This window comes from Streptomyces sp. NPDC031554, from assembly GCF_055580685.1.
In genome coordinates this window covers 91787-110512 of record NZ_JBVIKX010000004.1, presented here as the reverse complement: position 1 = coordinate 110512, position 18726 = coordinate 91787, and the positions used below count along the sequence as shown (strand labels likewise).

13 protein-coding genes and 1 riboswitch are annotated in these 18726 nt (G+C 72.0%); of the genes, 12 read left to right on the top strand and 1 reads right to left on the bottom strand.

All coding sequences use genetic code 11. From position 1 onward, the window contains the following. Nucleotides 1–401: 401 nt before the first annotated feature. From ACZ5FU_RS12455 to ACZ5FU_RS12435, 5 genes are all read left to right on the top strand, one after another. Nucleotides 402–1190 (top strand): ABC transporter ATP-binding protein, encoded by a 789-nt coding sequence (locus ACZ5FU_RS12455; protein ID WP_451527438.1) that lies wholly within the window; start codon nt 402–404, stop codon nt 1188–1190. After that, entirely contained in the window at nt 1187–3766 is a 2580-nt protein-coding gene (locus ACZ5FU_RS12450; protein WP_468834640.1) for an ABC transporter permease, read from the top strand. The genes ACZ5FU_RS12455 and ACZ5FU_RS12450 overlap by 4 nt, the downstream gene beginning before the upstream one ends. A gap of 334 nt (nt 3767–4100) precedes the next feature. Then, nucleotides 4101–7631 (top strand): transcription-repair coupling factor, encoded by a 3531-nt coding sequence (mfd, locus tag ACZ5FU_RS12445; RefSeq protein WP_451527436.1) that lies wholly within the window; start codon nt 4101–4103, stop codon nt 7629–7631. A gap of 408 nt (nt 7632–8039) precedes the next feature. Beyond that, complete coding sequence (locus ACZ5FU_RS12440) at nt 8040–8708, top strand: HNH endonuclease family protein (protein ID WP_468644587.1); 669 nt, start codon at nt 8040–8042, stop codon at nt 8706–8708. Between the two features lie 139 nt (nt 8709–8847). Next, nucleotides 8848–9591: an N-acetyltransferase gene (locus ACZ5FU_RS12435; RefSeq protein ID WP_468834638.1), complete on the top strand. Its 744-nt coding sequence runs from the start codon at nt 8848–8850 to the stop codon at nt 9589–9591. Nucleotides 9592–9672: 81 nt separating this feature from the next. Here ACZ5FU_RS12435 and ACZ5FU_RS12430 read toward each other — a convergent pair whose 3' ends face one another. Next, the gene (locus tag ACZ5FU_RS12430; RefSeq protein WP_451527433.1) at nt 9673–10065 is read right to left on the bottom strand and encodes a hypothetical protein; all 393 of its coding nucleotides are present in this window, start codon (nt 10063–10065) and stop codon (nt 9673–9675) included. Between the two features lie 226 nt (nt 10066–10291). Here ACZ5FU_RS12430 and ACZ5FU_RS12425 point away from each other — a divergent pair, with 226 nt between their 5' ends. The 7 genes from ACZ5FU_RS12425 (at nt 10292) to eno (ending at nt 18707) form a co-directional block, all read left to right on the top strand. Next, complete coding sequence (locus ACZ5FU_RS12425; RefSeq protein ID WP_451527432.1) at nt 10292–11122, top strand: glycoside hydrolase domain-containing protein; 831 nt, start codon at nt 10292–10294, stop codon at nt 11120–11122. A 142-nt stretch (nt 11123–11264) separates the two neighbouring features. After that, the gene (locus ACZ5FU_RS12420) at nt 11265–11915 is read left to right on the top strand and encodes a SurA N-terminal domain-containing protein (RefSeq protein ID WP_451527431.1); all 651 of its coding nucleotides are present in this window, start codon (nt 11265–11267) and stop codon (nt 11913–11915) included. Between the two features lie 48 nt (nt 11916–11963). Continuing rightward, nucleotides 11964–12947, top strand: a complete 984-nt coding sequence (locus ACZ5FU_RS12415) for a nucleoside triphosphate pyrophosphohydrolase (RefSeq protein ID WP_469045293.1) — start codon at nt 11964–11966, stop codon at nt 12945–12947. 458 nt (nt 12948–13405) lie between these two features. Continuing rightward, on the top strand, nt 13406–14713 hold the full coding sequence (locus tag ACZ5FU_RS12410; protein ID WP_469045292.1) for a cytochrome P450 family protein: 1308 nt from the start codon (nt 13406–13408) through the stop codon (nt 14711–14713). Between the two features lie 246 nt (nt 14714–14959). After that, nucleotides 14960–15973: a transglycosylase family protein gene (locus tag ACZ5FU_RS12405; protein ID WP_469045291.1), complete on the top strand. Its 1014-nt coding sequence runs from the start codon at nt 14960–14962 to the stop codon at nt 15971–15973. Between the two features lie 204 nt (nt 15974–16177). After that, a riboswitch (cyclic di-AMP (ydaO/yuaA leader) is annotated at nt 16178–16358 on the top strand. Nucleotides 16359–16361: 3 nt separating this feature from the next. Beyond that, a complete protein-coding gene (locus ACZ5FU_RS12400; protein WP_451779054.1) occupies nt 16362–17087 on the top strand; it encodes a transglycosylase family protein in 726 nt (241 codons plus the stop codon). Between the two features lie 333 nt (nt 17088–17420). Beyond that, nucleotides 17421–18707, top strand: a complete 1287-nt coding sequence (eno, locus tag ACZ5FU_RS12395; RefSeq protein ID WP_363086550.1) for a phosphopyruvate hydratase — start codon at nt 17421–17423, stop codon at nt 18705–18707. Nucleotides 18708–18726: the final 19 nt, after the last annotated feature.

Sequence of the window (18726 nt, the reverse complement as noted above, 5' to 3'; positions counted from 1 at the left end):
TCAACCCCGGACAGCCTCCCACTCGACCCCGACCCGACGGGAGGGTGGAGCCCGACCGGGCCCGAGGGTGGACACGACCCCCAGGAGCACTCCACCTCTCGGTGGACAGCCCCTAGGGGTGTCTCCGTACTACGGCTCGGGGAGAGGTCGTCCCGCCGGAGGACGAGGAAGGCCGGGGTGCCTCCTTAACCTGGCTTTACGCCGATGGGGGCGGACAACCCCACCGGCCGGAGGTGGGGTTAACCCCCCACGAAGACGGGCCCGAGCCCCAGCGCGCCGCACCCGGTCGCGCCGACAGACTCTTCGACGTGGGAACCGGGACCGCGACACCGCACCACGCACGGCGCGGCACCACCCGCGCGCCCAGCTCACTTCCGCACTTTCGACCTTTGGAGATTCACGTGACTTCGGCTGTGACCATTCCCAGGCACGGGGGCACTGGAGGGCGTACGGCCGTTGCCGCTCGGGCGCGGCAGGTCGTCAAGGCGTACGGGTCCGGGGAGACCCGCGTCGTCGCCCTCGACCACGTCGACGTGGACATCGCCCGTGGCCGCTTCACCGCGATCATGGGCCCCTCGGGGTCCGGCAAATCCACCCTGATGCACTGCCTCGCCGGCCTGGACACCGTCACGTCCGGGCAGATCCACCTGGACGAGACCGAGATCACCGGGCTCAAGGACAAGAAGCTGACGCAACTGCGCCGGGACCGGATCGGGTTCATCTTCCAGGCGTTCAACCTGCTGCCGACGCTCAACGCGATCGAGAACATCACGCTGCCCATGGACATCGCCGGCCGCAAGCCCGACAAGGCCTGGCTCCAGCAGGTCGTCGAGACGGTCGGGCTGTCCGACCGGCTCAGGCACAGGCCCACCCAGCTCTCCGGCGGCCAGCAGCAGCGCGTCGCCGTGGCCCGCGCCCTCGCCGCCCGCCCCGAGATCATCTTCGGCGACGAGCCGACCGGGAACCTCGACTCCCGGGCCGGCGCCGAGGTCCTGGGCTTCCTGCGCCGCTCCGTGGACGAACTCGGCCAGACCATCGTGATGGTCACCCACGACCCGGTCGCCGCCTCCTACGCCGACCGCGTGCTGTACCTCGCCGACGGCCGCATCGTCGACGAGATGCACCAGCCCACCGCCGACCAGGTCCTGGACCGCATGAAGGACTTCGACGCCCGGGGGCGTACGTCATGACCGTGATGAGAACCTCGATGCGCAACTTCTTCGCGCACAAGGGGCGCATGGCGCTGTCGGCCGTGGCCGTCCTGCTGTCGGTGGCCTTCGTCTGCGGGACGCTGGTGTTCACCGACACCATGAACACCACCTTCGACAAGCTGTTCGCGGCCACCTCCTCCGACGTGACGGTGAGCGCCAAGGGCGCCTCCGACACCGGTGAGACCACCTCCAAGAACGGCAAGCCGCCGGTCATGCCGGCCGACGTGGTCGGCAAGGTCCGCGGGGCGGCCGGCGTGAAGTCGGCGGAGGGAACCGTCTTCTCCACCTCCGTGACCGTCGTCGACGCCGACAAGGACAGCCTGTCGCCGTCCAGCGGCGGCCCCACCATCGTCGGCAGCTGGAACGCCAACGAGGCCCGCACCATGAAGATCACCGAAGGTGCCGCGCCCCGGAACCCCGGCCAGATCATGGTCGACGCCGACACCGCCGACAAGCACCACCTGAAGATCGGCGACGAGATCGCCGTCATCACCGCGGTCGGCACCCACACCGCGAAGGTCTCGGCCCTCGCGTCCTTCACCGTCACCAACCCCGGCGCGGCGATCTTCTACCTGGACACCAGGACCGCGCAGCAGACCCTGGTCGGCGAGCCCGACGTCTTCACCAACGTCAACGTCACGGCCGCGGCCGGGGTGAGCGACGACCGGCTGAAGAAGAACGTGGTGGCCGCGCTCGGCGGCGACTACAAGGTGCAGACCGCCAAGGAGACCGCGGACGCCAACCAGAAGAGCGTCGGCGGGTTCCTGGACGTGATGAAGTACGCGATGCTCGGCTTCGCCGGGATCGCCTTCCTCGTCGGCATCTTCCTGATCGTCAACACCTTCTCCATGCTGGTCGCCCAGCGCACCCGTGAGATCGGCCTGATGCGGGCCATCGGCTCCAGCCGCAAGCAGGTCAACCGCTCGGTCCTGGCCGAGGCGCTGCTGCTCGGAGTCGTCGGCTCCGTCCTCGGTGTCGGCGCGGGCGTCGGCATCGCCGTCGGCCTGATGAAGCTCATGGGCCTGACCGGCATGAACCTGTCCACCGACGACCTCACGGTGGCCTGGACGACCCCGGTCATCGGCCTGGTCCTCGGCGTCGTCGTCACCGTCCTCGCCGCCTACCTGCCCGCCCGCCGGGCCGGCAAGGTCTCCCCGATGGCCGCGCTGCGCGACGCCGGCGCCCCCACCGACGCCAAGGCCGGCGTGGTGCGGGCCGCGCTCGGACTGCTGCTCACCGGCGGCGGCGCGGCCGGCCTCTACCTCGCCTCCGCCGCCGACAAGGCGAGCGAGGGCTCCCTGTGGCTCGGTCTGGGCGTCGTCCTGAGCCTGATCGGGTTCGTGGTGATCGGCCCGCTCCTCGCGGGCGGCCTGGTCCGGGTGCTCGGCGCGATCGTGCTGCGGGCCTTCGGCCCCGTCGGCCGGATGGCCGAGCGCAACGCCCTGCGCAACCCGCGCCGCACCGGCGCCACCGGCGCCGCCCTCATGATCGGGCTCGCCCTGGTCGCCTGCCTGTCGGTGGTCGGCTCCTCCATGGTCGCCTCCGCCTCCGAGCAGCTCGACAGCAGCGTCGGCACGGACTTCATCATCCAGAACGACGGCGGCCAGCTGATCACCCCGCAGGCCGTGCAGGCCGTGAAGGCGACGCCGGGCCTGGAACGGGTCACCGAGTACAAGATCCTCGACGCCGACCTGACGACCCCGGACGGCAGGACGTCCAAGGGCGAGACGATCAACGCCGCCGACCCGTCGTACGCGACGGACGTCTCCACCGAGACCGTGGCCGGCGAGCTCGCCGATGCCTACCGCCCCGACTCCATGTCCGTCTTCGAGGGCTTCGCCGAGGAGCACGGCCTGACGATCGGCTCGAAGGTGGAGGTCGCCTTCGAGGACGGCGCCGCCGCCACGCTCACCGTCCGCGCGATCACCAGCGACGAGGTCGTCATCGACAAGGGCGCCATGTACGCCTCCATCTCGACCGTCGCCAGGTACGTGCCGGCCGAGAAGATGCCGCTCGACCTGCTCGTCTTCGCCACGGCGAAGGAGGGGCAGCAGGACGCCGCCTACACCTCGCTGAAGTCCGCGCTGCACGACTACCCGCAGTACACCGTCCGCGACCAGACCGACTACAAGGAAGCCCTCAAGGACCAGATCGGCCAGATGCTGAACCTGATCTACGGCCTCCTGGCACTGGCGATCATCGTGGCGGTCCTCGGTGTGGTGAACACGCTCGCCCTGTCCGTGGTCGAGCGCACCCGGGAGATCGGCCTCATGCGGGCGATCGGCCTCTCCCGCCGGCAGCTGCGCCGCATGATCCGTCTGGAGTCGGTCGTCATCGCCCTCTTCGGCGCGCTGCTCGGCCTCGGCCTGGGCATGGGCTGGGGCGCCACCGCCCAGCAGCTCCTCGCCCTGGAGGGCCTGAAGGTCCTCGACATCCCCTGGCCGACGATCATCGGGGTCTTCGTCGCCTCGGCCTTCGTGGGCCTGTTCGCCGCGCTGGTCCCGGCGTTCCGGGCGGGCCGGATGAACGTCCTGAACGCGATCGCCACGGACTGACCTCCGGCCGGCCGAGCCGGCGCCGAGAAGCCACGGGGGGCTTCTCGGCGCCGGCTTCGTCGTGCCCCGCGAGCCGGGCCGTGGACGACCCGCCCCGCCGCCGCCCCGCGTTGTCCACAGCCCCGGGCGGACCGCCCCGCCCCGTCGTACCCTGGACACCCCCGGCCCGTGACACGCGTCGGGCCCTTCGCGTTGTCCACCGGCCAGGAGCACACCCGCCCACCGACCCACCCGCTCACCCGGCCCCCGCCCCGTACACCCGGCCCGCATCATCCGGTCCGGACCATCCAGCCAAGACCACCCACCTCGGACCCCCGGACGGAAAACCCCCTCCATGAGCCTGCACGGTCTGCTCGACGCCGTAGTGAAGGACCCCGCCCTCGCGGAAGCGGTCTCCGCCGCCGCCGACGGCAACCGCATGCACATCGACCTCGTCGGCCCCCCGGCGGCCCGCCCCTTCACGATCGCCGCCCTCGCCAGGGAGACCTCCCGCACGGTCCTCGCGGTCACGGCGACCGGCCGGGAGGCGGAGGACCTCGCCGCCGCCCTGCGCTCGCTGCTCCCCCCGGACGGCGTCGTGGACTACCCCTCCTGGGAGACCCTCCCGCACGAGCGGCTCAGCCCGCGCAGCGACACCGTCGGCCGCCGCCTCGCCGTCCTGCGCCGCCTGGCCCACCCCCGCCCCGACGACCCCGAGACCGGCCCGGTCTCCGTCGTCGTGGCGCCCGTGCGCTCGGTGCTCCAGCCGCAGGTCAAGGGGCTCGGCGACCTGGAGCCGGTGGCGTTGAGGGGCGGTCAGGCGGCCGACCTGGACGAGGTCGTGGAAGCCCTCGCCGCCGCCGCGTACGCGCGCGTCGAACTGGTCGAGAAGCGCGGTGAGTTCGCCGTGCGCGGCGGCATCCTGGACGTCTTCCCGCCCACCGAGGAACACCCCCTGCGCATCGAGTTCTGGGGCGACGAGGTCGAGGAGATCCGTTACTTCAAGGTCGCCGACCAGCGCTCCCTCGAAGTCGCCGAACACGGGCTGTGGGCACCCCCCTGCCGCGAACTCCTCCTCACCGACGACGTCCGCACGCGCGCGCGTGCCCTCGCCGAACAGCACCCCGAGCTGGGCGAGCTGCTCGGCAGGATCGCCGAGGGGATCGCCGTCGAGGGCATGGAGTCCCTCGCGCCCGTCCTCGTCGACGACATGGAGCTGCTGCTCGACGTGCTGCCCGAGGGGTCGATGGCCGTCGTCTGCGACCCCGAGCGGGTCCGCACGCGCGCGGCGGACCTGGTGGCGACGAGCCAGGAGTTCCTCCAGGCGTCCTGGGCGGCCACCGCGGGCGGGGGCGAGGCACCCATCGACGTCGGCGCGGCCTCCCTGTGGTCCCTCGCCGACGTGCGGGACCGCGCGCGCGAGCTGGACATGATGTGGTGGTCGGTGTCCCCCTTCGCCGCCGACCTGGAGCTGGACGCGGACACCCTCAAGCTCGGCATGCACGCCCCCGAGGCCTACCGCGGCGACACCGCGAGAGCCCTCGCCGACACCAAGGGCTGGCTGGCCGAGGGCCGGCGCACGGTCTTCGTGACCGAGGCGCACGGCCCGGCGGCCCGCACGGTCGAGGTGCTGGGCGGCGAGGGCATCGCGGCCCGCCTCGACGCGGACCTCGGCGAGATCTCCCCCTCGGTCGTGCACGTGGCGTGCGGCTGCATCGACCACGGCTTCGTGGACCCGGCGCTCGGACTCGCCGTCCTGACCGAGACCGACCTGACCGGGCAGAAGGCGGCCGGCAAGGACGGCGCCCGGATGCCCGCGCGCCGCCGCAAGACCATCGACCCGCTCACCCTGGAGGCGGGCGACCACATCGTCCACGAGCAGCACGGCGTGGGCCGCTACATCGAGATGGTGCAGCGCACGGTCCAGGGCGCCACCCGCGAGTACCTGGTCGTGGAGTACGCCCCCGCCAAGCGCGGCCAGCCCGGCGACCGCCTCTACATCCCCACCGACCAGCTGGAGCAGATCACCAAGTACGTCGGCGGCGAGGCGCCCACCCTGCACCGGCTGGGCGGCGCCGACTGGACGAAGACGAAGGCGCGCGCGAAGAAGGCCGTCAAGGAGATCGCCGCCGACCTGATCAAGCTCTACAGCGCCCGCATGGCCGCGCCCGGACACGCCTTCGGCGCGGACACCCCCTGGCAGCGCGAACTGGAGGACGCCTTCCCCTACGCGGAGACGCCCGACCAGCTCACCACCATCGCCGAGGTCAAGGACGACATGGAGAAGTCGGTCCCCATGGACCGCCTGATCTGCGGTGACGTCGGCTACGGCAAGACGGAGATCGCCGTGCGCGCCGCCTTCAAGGCCGTCCAGGACGGCAAGCAGGTCGCCGTCCTGGTGCCCACCACGCTGCTGGTGCAACAGCACTTCGGCACCTTCAGCGAGCGGTACGCGCAGTTCCCGGTGAAGGTGCGGGCGCTGTCGCGCTTCCAGAGCGACGCGGAGGCCAAGGCGGTCCTGGAGGGCCTGCGGGAGGGCTCCGTCGACGTCGTCATCGGCACCCACCGCCTGTTCTCCTCGGAGACGAAGTTCAAGGACCTGGGCCTGGTCATCGTCGACGAGGAGCAGCGCTTCGGCGTCGAGCACAAGGAACAGCTGAAGAAGCTGCGGGCCAACGTCGACGTCCTGACGATGTCGGCCACCCCCATCCCGCGCACCCTGGAGATGGCGGTGACCGGCATCCGCGAGATGTCGACGATCACCACGCCCCCGGAGGAGCGCCACCCCGTCCTCACCTTCGTCGGCCCCTACGAGCAGAAGCAGATCGGCGCCGCGATCCGCCGCGAACTGCTGCGCGAGGGCCAGGTCTTCTACATCCACAACCGGGTCGAGTCCATCGACCGGGCCGCGGCGAGGCTGCGCGAGATCGTGCCCGAGGCCCGGATCGCCACCGCCCACGGCCAGATGTCGGAGACCGCGCTGGAGAAGGTCGTCGTCGACTTCTGGGAGAAGCGCTTCGACGTGCTCGTCTCCACGACCATCGTCGAGTCCGGCATCGACATCTCCAACGCCAACACCCTCATCGTCGAACGCGGCGACAACTTCGGCCTGTCCCAGCTGCACCAGCTGCGCGGCCGGGTGGGCCGCGGCCGCGAACGCGGTTACGCCTACTTCCTGTACCCGCCGGAGAAGCCGCTCACGGAGACGGCCCACGAGCGGCTCGCGACCATCGCCCAGCACACGGAGATGGGCGCGGGCATGTACGTGGCGATGAAGGACCTGGAGATCCGCGGCGCCGGCAACCTCCTCGGCGGCGAGCAGTCCGGACACATCGCCGGCGTCGGCTTCGACCTGTACGTGCGGATGGTCGGCGAGGCGGTCGCGGACTACCGGAGGCAGCTGGAGACCGGGGGGATCGAGGAGGAGGCGCCCCTCGAGGTCAAGATCGAACTGCCCGTCGACGCGCACGTCCCGCACGACTACGCCCCCGGCGAGCGGCTGCGCCTGCAGGCCTACCGGGCCATCGCCTCGGCCAACTCCGAGGACGACGTCAAGGCCGTGCGCGAGGAACTCGTCGACCGCTACGGCAAGCTGCCCGAGCCGGTGGAGAACCTGCTGCTGGTGGCCGGGCTGCGGATGCTCGCGCGGTCGTGCGGCGTCGGGGAGATCATGCTCCAGGGCAGCAACGTCCGGTTCGCGCCGGTGGAGCTGCGCGAGTCGCAGGAGCTGCGGCTCAAGCGGGTCTATCCGGGGTCGGTCGTCAAGCCGACCGCGCACCAGCTCCTCGTACCCCGCCCCAAGACCGCGAAGGTCGGCGGCAAGCCGCTGGTCGGACGCGAACTGCTCGGCTGGGTCGGCGAGTTCCTGGTCACGGTGCTGGGTTAGTCACCGTGCCGGTGCCGGTGCCGGTGCCGGTGCCGGTGCCGGTGCCTGGGTCCGGGGTCCGGGGTCGGTACTCGTGCCCGGGCATCGGCAGGCACCGAGGCCCGGAGCCCGGAGCCCGAGGCCCGGAGCCCGGAGCCCGAGGCCCGGAGCCCGGAGCCCGAGGATCGGGCACCGGCGCCCGCGGTCCGGTGTCCGGGGAGCGAAGGGCGGCGCGCGGCCGTTCTCGGAGTCCCGGAGGGGTCTCCCGCGGACGGCCCCCGTCCGCCCCCCCCGTGCGCCCCTGGCCTACGGTGTACACGAGTCCGGCGGGGGAAAACGCCCTGTACGGGTGTGGGTGGTCCAGCGGAGGAGGGTCGCGTGCGGCGTCTGAGCGGCGGAGCGGTGACGGCCGCGGTACTGGTGTGCGTCATGACCGGCTGCACCGACCAGGTCCCCGGCACCGGCACCACCGGGACCGGACGCGCCGAGGGCGGGGGAGCCGCCCTGACGGCCGCCGAGTCGCTCACCGTGAAGGGACGGGCACCGCGCACCGGTTACGACCGGGACAAGTTCGGCCGCGCCTGGGCCGACACCGACTCCAACGACTGCGGGACCCGCGACGACATCCTCAAGCGGGACCTGGAGGACGTCCGGTTCACCGGCGGTGTCTGCAAGGTGTCCTACGGCGTGCTGGAGTCGGACCCGTACTCCGGCAAGGAGGTCACCTACCGGCGCGGCAGCAGCAAGGTCGACATCGACCACGTCGTCGCCCTGTCCGACGCCTGGCAGAAGGGCGCCAAGTACTGGGACGCGAGCAAGCGCATCGCCCTCGCCAACGACCCCCTCAACCTGCTCGCCGTGGACGCGAGCACCAACCGTTCCAAGGGGGACGGCGACACGGCGACCTGGCTGCCGCCCAACAAGGCCTACCGGTGCCCGTACGTGGCGGCGCAGGTCGCGGTGAAGAAGAAGTACCAGCTGTGGGTCACCGCCGCCGAGAAGGCCGCCATGAAGAAGGTCCTCTCCGGCTGCCCCGACCAGGCACTCCCCACGGGCGGCAACCCGACCAAGGCGCCGGAACGCTTCCACGCCGGCTGAGCACGCCGCCCGACCGCCCGGCCCGCCCGCGTCCCCACGTCCCCACGTCCACGAATCCGCGTCCGCGACCCCGCGCCCATGAACCCGCGGCCGTGAAAATGCGTACCGCGGCCGCCGCGCCGCCGCCTACCGTGCCCCCATGGAACCGAAGGTCTTCTCCCTCGCCGAGCGACCCGAGATGCTGGGGCCGGTGTTCGACATGCCCGACAGCTGGCCGGAGTTCGCCACCCAGGACCCGGTGGGCAACGCGCACTACGGGCGGATCCCCGTCGAGCTGCCGGAGTACGTGCTGTTCGCCGAGGACGAGCGGGGCCAGGTCCTCGCGCACGCCTTCAGCGTGCCGTTCGCCCTGCGCGCCGAGGGGCGCGGTGAGCTGCCCGCCCGGGGCTGGGACCAGGTGCTGGTGTGGGCCTTCTCCGACCTGCGCCGCGGGGTGCGTCCGGACACGGTGAGCGCCGTCTCCGTCGTGGTCGCCCCGCACGCCCAGGGACGGGGCCTGTCCGGCCGCATGCTCTCCGCGATGCGCGACAACGCCCGCGCGCGGGGCTTCACCGAGGTCGTCGCCCCGGTCCGCCCGAGCGCCAAGCACCTCGAACCGCACACCCCCGTCGAGGAGTACGCCCACCGGGTGCGGGACGACGGACTGCCGTACGACCCGTGGCTGCGGGTGCACGCCCGGGCCGGAGCGGGCATCGAGCGGATCGCGCCGGCGTCGATGACGGTGGCCGCCTCCCTCGCCGAGTGGCGCCGCTGGACGGGGCTGCCCTTCGACACCCGGGGCGACGTCGAGGTGCCCGGCGCGCTGGTGCCGGTGCGCTGCGAGCCGGAACGCGACCACGCGGTGTACGTGGAGCCCAACGTCTGGATGCGGCACCCGCTCTGACCGCCACCGCCGGTCCGGCACCGGGCACCACCGGCGGCACGGGTACCACCGGCCGTACGGGTACCACCGGCCGTACGGCTGCTACCGGCCGTACGGGTACCCCTGCTGGTAGGGGTGCCCCTGCGGCCCCGGCGTGCCGTACGCCGTCGCCGGCATCGTCGGGATCCGCCGGTCGAACATGGCGAACAGCAGCATGCAGGCCGCCGTCACCAGCGTCACGATGATGGCGAGGCCCATGAACTCGTCTCCGTCCGAGCTGTCGTCCGTCGCCATCCACGGAACGGTCACGCACTCGTACAGCGCGTACGCGCCGAAGGCGACCCAGTCCGAGGACCGGCCGCGGCGGATCGCCACGTACAGGAACGGCACCCACGCCAGCAGGCCGAAGGAGAGCCACGCCAGCGCCACCCAGGCGATCCGCTGGAACCAGCCCGCCTCGAGCCGCTTGTCCGCATCCGTCATCACTGTCGTCATGTCGCCCCCCTGGTAGCCAGGGAGCAAGATTAGGCCACGGCGGGGCCCGCCCGGACCTCCCTGTCTTTACCGTGACATGAGTGAACCTTGCCGCTGTGCGGGCCCCGTGTTTCCCTCCGCCGGAGAGACGCGGGATACGGTGCGTTCGATTCAGGGGGCACACACCTGTGCACACGCGTACGCCGCGACCGGGCCGTACGCGCGCAGACGAGACGATGGGGTGGGGATGGCCGAGCACCGGCAGTCCAGAAGACGCAGACACATCACGTGGGGGGTGGCCGGCGCGGCCGTCCTCGCCGGGGCCGGGATCGCCGCGCAGACGTCGATGGCGGCCACCACCTGGCCCGCCCAGAAGACCTACACCGGCCGCGCCTTCGACACCTGCACCGCGCCCTCCCTGGCCGCGATGAAGGCCTGGAAGGGCGACGGCTTCTACGGCGCCGCCGCCGTCTACATCGGCGGCAAGAACCGCGGCTGCACCCAGGCCAACCTCACCGCGTCCTGGGTGAAGTCGGTCGACACGGCCGGCTGGAAGCTCATCCCGCTCTACGTCGGCGCCCAGCCGCCCTGCCAGACCAGCGCCAACCCGGAGAAGTTCACCGCCGCCACCGCGGCCTCCGTCGGCGCGAGCAACGCGGCCGACGCCGTCGCCAAGGCCGGCGCGCTCGGCATGAAGGCCGGCAGCCCGATCTACCTCGACATGGAGCCGTACGACATCACGAACAAGGCGTGCAACGACGCCGTGCTCACCTACGTCCGCTCCTTCACCAAGACGCTGCGCGCCAAGACCTACCGGGCCGGCTACTACGGCTTCAGCAGCTCCAGCGCCAAGGCGATCGCCACCGCGACGAACAAGACGGACCTGCCGGGCAACCTCTGGTACGCGCTGTGGGACAAGAAGAACACCACCACCACCGACTGGCCCTGGGACCCCAAGCTGTACACGAACCACAGCCGCGGCCACCAGTACATGGTCAACAGCAAGGAGACCCGCGGCGGTCACACCATCACCGTGGACCGCAACGCCTGGGACGCCCCGGTCGCCCTCGTGGGCTGACCCCCGTACGGGTGCGGGCGCGGCGGTGCCCGAAGTCCCGGTGAATCGTTGGTCCAATGGGTTGGCCCCAGCCGCCCCACTGCCTACCATCGATCACCGCAAGACTTTGTGCACCGCCGCACAATCTCCTCGGGAGGCTTCCTTGCACCGCCGTCGTCGCACCGCGCTCCTGCTGTCCGCCGCGATCGTCGTGGCGGGACCGCTCCTCACGGCCTGCGGGAACGAGGCCCGTCCCGGAGCGGCGGCCGTCGTCGGCGGCCAGCGGATCACCGTCTCGCAGCTGGAGGGCCGGGTGAACGAGGTGCGCGAGGCACAGCGCGCCGCCGTCCCCGACGAGACCCAGTACGCCCAGGCCATCGCCCGCACCGGCACCCTCACCCGCGACACCCTCCATGGCATGGTCCTCGACCGGGTGCTGCACCGCGCCGCCGAGGACGCGGACGTCACCGTCAGCCGCAAGGAGGTCCAGGAGATGCGGGCCGGCCTGGAGCAGCAGGCGGGCGGCGCCAAGGGCCTGGAGACCACTTGGCTCCAGCAGTACGGCATCCCGCCGCAGCGCCTCGACGAGAACCTCCGCCTCCAGCTGGAGGCCCAGAAACTCGCCGCGGAGCTCGGCACCGACACCAGCCGGCCCGAGTTCTGGAACGCCCTGTCGAAGGCGTCGCGGGACCTCGACATCGACCTCAACCCGCGCTACGGCGACTGGGACGTGCGGAAGGTCAGCCGCGTCGACGCCAGGACCCCGTGGGTCCGCGACGTCACGACGGCGTCCCAGCCCCCGCGGACGGCCTGACCTCCCGGCGCGGCCGGTGCCGGCGGCGGGCTGGGTTACGTTCGGAGGGTGAACGCAACCAGCCCCGAAGGCGCCCCGGCCCCCGGCCGCGTCGTCCTGCTCACCACCAGCCACCGGGTCGCCCCCGGCCTGCTGTCCTGGCCCGCCTGGCAGGCGCTGCGCGAGGCCGACCGGGTGATGTGCGCGGACGGCACCCATCCCCAGCTGCCGTACCTGCGCGAGGCCGGCATAGCGGTGGCGCAGGACGCCCCCACCGCCGAGGACCTCCTCGCGGCCTGTGCCGGCGGCCGCACGGTCGTCGTGGTGGCGACCGGCGAGGGGGAACCCGCCCTGACGGACGGCCTGGCCCGCCTGGCCGGCTCCGGCCGCGTGACCATGCCCGACCTGGAACTGCTCCCCGCCTCCTACGACCTCCCCGGCGCCCGCCTCCTCGACCTCGTCCAGGTCATGGACCGCATCCGCGCCGAGTGCCCCTGGTCCTCCCGGCAGACCCACCGGGGCCTCGCGAAGTACGGCATCGAGGAGGCGTACGAACTCGTCGAGGCCATCGAGGACGGCGACCGCGACGAGCTGCGCGAGGAACTGGGCGACGTCCTCCTCCAGGTCGTCTTCCACGCCCGCATCGCCGAGGAGGACGAGGAGGCCCCCTTCTCCGTCGACGACGTCGCGGGCACGATCGTCACCAAGCTCGTCCACCGCCACCCGCACGTCTTCGGCGACGCCACCGCGACCACCCCCGAGGAGGTCAAGGAGCACTGGCTGCGCACGAAGGCGGTCGAGAAGCGCCGCGAGTCGGTCACCGACGGCGTCCCCCTCCACCAGCCGGGCCTGGCCCTGGCGGCGAAGCTCGCGTCGCGGGCCCGCTCGGCGCACCTGGAGGTGCCGCTCCCGGCGGCGGACGGCATCGGCTACGACCTGCTCGCCCTGGCGGCCCGCGCGGAGTCGGAGGGCGTGGACCCGGAAGCGGCCCTGCGAGCGGCGGCCCGCACCTACCGGGACGCCATCCGCGCGGCCGAGGGTCTGGGGGAGTAAGGAGCCGGGGAAGCCGGGGCGAGACGGACGGGGCCCGCGCGGGCGACACGGGGCCGAGCGGGCATCCCACCCCCGCGCGGCGGACGCCCGCCTTCACCTGGCGGGCGTCCGCCCCCGGCACTGCGGGCGGCCTCCGCGTGGCGGGCCTCCGCCTCCGCGGGGCGGGTGCCCGTCCCCCTCGCGGCAGGGCTCCTCACTGCGGACCTCCGCCTCCGTGCAGCGGCCTTCTGCCCCCGCGCTGCGGGCGGAAGCCCCCATGCGGCAGGCGTCCGCCTCCACCCGCGGACGTCCCCCACGCTGCGGGCCTCCGCCTCCGTGCGGCGGCCTTCTGGCTCCGCGCTGCGGGCGGAAGCCCCCGTGCGGCGGGCGTCGGCCGGGCCCAGGGTCCCGGTGGTCGCGAGCCGTGGGTGCGTCGGGCCGTGCGTGGTCGTCGGTCCGGTGCCGGTTACCGTCGGGGAGTGACCCAGCAGCCCGCCTCCGAGCCGTCCGCGCCAGCCCTGTTCACCTGGGAGTTCGCCACCGACCCCTATCCCGCCTACGCCTGGCTCCGCGAGCACGCGCCCGTGCACCGCACGCGGCTGCCCAGCGGTGTGGAGGCCTGGCTGGTCACCCGGTACGCCGACGCCAAGCAGGCCCTCGCGGACCAGCGGCTCAGCAAGAACCCGGCGCACCACGACGAGCCCGCGCACGCCAGGGGCAGGACCGGGATCCCCGGGGAGCGCAAGGCCGAGCTGATGACGCATCTGCTGAACATCGACCCGCCGGACCACACCCGGCTGCGACGCCTCGTCAGCAAGGCGTTCACGCCCCGCCGGGTCGCCGAGTTCGCGCCCCGCGTGCAGGAGCTGACGGACGGACTCATCGACCGGTTCGCGGAGCGCGGCACCGCCGACCTCATCCACGACTTCGCCTTCCCGCTCCCCATCCACGCCATCTGCGACCTGCTCGGCGTCCCCCGCGAGGACCAGGACGACTTCCGGGACTGGGCGGGCATGATGATCCGGCACGGCGGGGGTCCGCGCGGCGGTGTCGCCCGGTCGGTGAAGAAGATGCGCGGCTACCTCCTGGACCTCATCCACCGCAAGCGCCTGGAGCTTCCCGCGGACCCGGCCCCCGGCGAGGACCTCATCTCGGGTCTGATCCGCGCCTCCGACCACGGCGAGCACCTCACCGAGAACGAGGCCGCCGCCATGGCCTTCATCCTGCTGTTCGCCGGGTTCGAGACGACCGTGAACCTGATCGGCAACGGCACCTACGCCCTGCTGACCCACCCCGGTCAGCGTGCCCGCCTCCAGGCCTCCCTGGCCGCGGGCGAGAGCGGCCTCCTGGCGACCGGCGTGGAGGAACTCCTGCGCTACGACGGCCCGGTGGAGCTCGCCACCTGGCGGTTCGCCACCGAGCCCCTGACCGTCGGCGGACAGGACATCGCCCCCGGCGACGCCGTCCTCGTCGTCCTGGCGGCCGCCGACCGGGACCCGGCGCGGTTCGCCGACCCGGACGTCCTGGACCTGTCCCGCCGCGACAACCAGCACCTGGGCTACGGCCACGGCATCCACTACTGCCTGGGCGCGCCCCTCGCCCGCCTGGAGGGGCGGACCGCTCTGGCCACCCTCCTGACCCGGCTGCCCGACCTGCGACTGGACGCCGATCCGGCCGACTTGAGGTGGCGCGGCGGACTCATCATGCGCGGACTGCGCACCCTGCCCGTGCGGTTCGGGCCCGCCGTCCCGGTGAACCCCCCGAAGCCGTCCGCTGACCAACCGTGATGTGCCCGGACAGCGAAGCAGAGGTGACCGTTCCTCAACTCTGTGATCTTCACGTGATCTGCGCGGCATTAACTTGTGACAAGTGATCGTCTGCCGATACGTTCACCTGTCAGCGCGGCGTCCTTGTTGCTCGGGTTCCTCGGCTTCCTCGGTTTCCTTGGTTTTCTCGGTTTCTTCGGGGTTTCTTGAGGTTCCTCGGGGCTTCACGGGCCGCGCAAGCACTGTTGTCTCGAGAAAGGCCCCCGCATGCTCTCCGGGAACGGTCGACACCGGCGCCCCCGTCAGGCTCCGGCCCTCCTCGTCGCGGCCGGCGTGACCGGCTCCGCGATCGCCATCCCGCTGCTCGGCGCCACCGGCGCGAGCGCGGCCGACGGCACGGTGTGGGACACCGTGGCGGAGTGCGAGAGCGGCGGCTCCTGGAGCGCGAACCAGGGCGGCGGCGAGTACGGCGGCCTGGCGCTGAGTCAGGAGGACTGGGAGACGTACGGCGGACTCGACTTCGCCGAGCGCCCCGACCTGGCCAGCCGCAACCAGCAGATATCCGTCGCGCAGAAGGTCCTCGCCGACCAGGGGGTCGGTGCCTGGGGCACCTGCGGGCTGACGTCCGGGCTGAGCAAGGAGAGCGGCGCGGGCAGCCTGGACACCGGAGTGGCGGACGACTCGTCCGACTCCTCCGTGTCGTCCGGCTTGTCCGACCTGTCCAAGGGGGCGTCCGGCTCCTCGAACTCCGCGAAGCCCTCGGACGGCGAGGACGCGTCGGCCTCCCCGTCGGCCGAATCCTCCCCGGACGACACGGACAAGGCCTCCCCGTCCGCTTCGTCCCCTTCCTCCGGAAAGTCGGAAGGCTCCTCGAAGTCCGACGCGTCGAAGGACGTGGACGCGGACGCCCCGCGGGCGGACGACGGTTCGACCACGGCCACCCCCGAAGTGGACGACTCGGACAAGTCGGCCCAGGAGGCGGGCTCCTGGAGCCTCGTCGACACCGGCTCCCTCTCCTCCGGCCGCCACCGCGGCACCTCCGCCGACGAGGCCCTGCCGGACGGCACCACCGCCGCCTCCGCCGGCCGGCACGCCGCGGGCGCCTCCGGCGGTGCGGTGGGCACCTACGTCGTGCGCGACGGCGACTCCCTCGTCTCCATCGCCGACTCCCTTGACCTCGACGGCGGATGGCGCGCGCTCTACGCCGAGAACAAGGGCGCCATCGGTACCGACCCGAACAACATCGCTCCCGGTCAGACGCTCGACACAGCGGTGGAATAGGGCGGAAAAACGGGAAAAGCAGCGGGAGTTCACGTCACGCTTCGCGCTGAATGTCCGTTTTGATCAAAGTGTGGGATGAGTCTCAGAAGGCGTGATCGTCTTTGAAATTCCGCTGAGCGCATGTCTACGGTCGTGATCGCTCGGCAACCCGAGCCCCGGCTGTCACAACGCCGAATCCTGCCAGTGGCAGCCCGGGAACAGTCGTCGCGTCAAGCGCCGTGGGCAGGAGCGGGGGACCCAAGGTAGGTGCCGCACCGGTCGGTCGACCGGAACGGCTAGGGGTGAAGCCACGCCTTCCGGGAGCAGTGCTCCCGGGCGGGGGTGGCCGGGCAACTCACAGGCCCGAACCCGACAGCTCACCTCGCAGGCGTCGGTGAGGGGATCCACCATGCTGTTTTCCGTCAAGGGCAAGCACCGTCGTCCGTCCAGGGCCACCCGCGCCGCAGCGCTCGCCGGCGTCACCGGTGTCGCCATCGCCGCCCCGCTGATGGCGGCCGGCAACGCCTCCGCCGCCACCGCCTCCGAGTGGGACGCGGTCGCCCGGTGCGAGTCCGGCGGCAACTGGGCCATCAACACCGGCAACGGCTACTACGGCGGCCTGCAGTTCTCCGCCTCCACCTGGGCCGCCTACGGTGGCACGCAGTACGCCTCCACCGCCGACAAGGCCTCGAAGTCCCAGCAGATCCAGATCGCCGAGAAGGTCCTCGCGGGCCAGGGCAAGGGTGCCTGGCCGGTCTGCGGCGTGGGCCTGTCCGGCGCCTCGTACAACGGCGGCTCGGCCTCCACCGGCTCGTCCGCGGGCAACTCCTCGGCCGGCGGCTCCTCGGAGACCTCGACCCGCTCCACCGAGCGGCAGAGCGCCTCCCGCTCCGCCGAGCGCCCGGCCGCCACGCCGCAGAAGTCCGAGAAGTCCCAGAAGACCGTCACCACCCCGACCGGCAAGAAGGTCAAGAAGGGTGACGGCGAGTACAAGGTCGTCGCGGGCGACACCCTCAGCTCCATCGCCGAGGCGCGGGACGTCAAGGGCGGCTGGGCCGAGCTGTTCGAGCTGAACGAGGACATCGTCCAGGACGCCGACCTCATCTACCCGGGTCAGCAGCTCCACCTGAAGTGACACCCGGCTCCCGGCCGGACCACAGCCCCCTCACAGCCGAGCCCGTCACGCTGAGGGCCCCGTGAGGGAGCCCCCGTCCCCACGGTCCCCCCGCCCCGGTGCGTGTTCCCCCGTACGCGCCCGGGCGGGGGTTTCTCTTTCCCCGTTCGCCGTCTTCCGTTGGCCACCCCCTTTGTTCCGGGCTGAAACAATGGGTACCGTCTCCCTGTCCACGGGACGGTCGGTCGGCCGACCGACGCCCCGGGGCGGTTAGGCTCTAGTCGCAAGGCTCGGCACGGCCTCCACACGGCCCGCCCGCGCCCCGCACAACCAGCGTCACATCCCAAGAAGGAGATGCTCGTGCCGTCCATCGACGTCGTCGTAGCCCGGGAAATCCTGGACTCCCGAGGCAACCCCACGGTCGAGGTCGAGGTCGGCCTCGACGACGGCAGCACGGGTCGTGCCGCCGTCCCCTCCGGCGCCTCCACCGGTGCCTTCGAGGCCATCGAGCTCCGCGACGGTGACCCCAACCGCTACCAGGGCAAGGGCGTCGAGAAGGCCGTCCTCGCCGTCATCGAGCAGATCGGCCCCGAGCTGGTCGGCTACGACGCCACCGAGCAGCGCCTGATCGACCAGGCCATGTTCGACCTGGACGCCACCGACAACAAGGGCTCCCTCGGCGCCAACGCCATCCTCGGCGTCTCCCTCGCCGTCGCCCACGCCGCCTCCGAGGCCAGCGACCTCCCGCTCTTCCGCTACCTGGGCGGCCCGAACGCGCACCTGCTGCCCGTTCCGATGATGAACATCCTGAACGGCGGCTCGCACGCCGACTCCAACGTGGACATCCAGGAGTTCATGATCGCCCCGATCGGCGCGGAGTCCTTCTCCGAGGCCCTGCGCTGGGGCGCCGAGGTCTACCACACCCTCAAGAAGGTGCTGAAGACCAAGGGCCTGTCCACCGGCCTGGGCGACGAGGGCGGCTTCGCCCCGAACCTGGAGTCCAACCGCGCCGCGCTCGACCTCATCATCGAGGCCATCAAGCAGGCGGGTTACGTCCCCGGCGAGCAGATCGCGCTCGCGCTCGACGTCGCCGCGTCCGAGTTCTACAAGGACGGCGCCTACGAGTTCGAGGGCAAGTCCCGCTCGGCCGCCGAGATGACCGAGTACTACGAGGAGCTGGTCTCCGCGTACCCGCTGGTCTCCATCGAGGACCCGCTGTACGAGGACGACTGGGCCGGCTGGAAGGTCATCACCGACAAGCTGGGCGACAAGGTCCAGATCGTCGGCGACGACCTCTTCGTCACCAACCCGGAGCGCCTGGCCCGCGGCATCGAGGAGGGCTCCGCCAACGCCCTCCTGGTCAAGGTCAACCAGATCGGCTCGCTGACCGAGACGCTGGACGCCGTCGAGATGGCCCAGCGCAACGGCTTCAAGTGCATGATGTCCCACCGCTCCGGCGAGACCGAGGACGTCACCATCGCCGACCTCGCCGTCGCGGTGAACTGCGGCCAGATCAAGACCGGCGCGCCGGCCCGCTCGGACCGCGTCGCCAAGTACAACCAGCTGCTGCGCATCGAGGAGATCCTCGACGACGCCGCGGTGTACGCCGGCCGCAGCGCCTTCCCGCGCTTCAAGGGCTGAACCACCCGGGGCTGAGCCG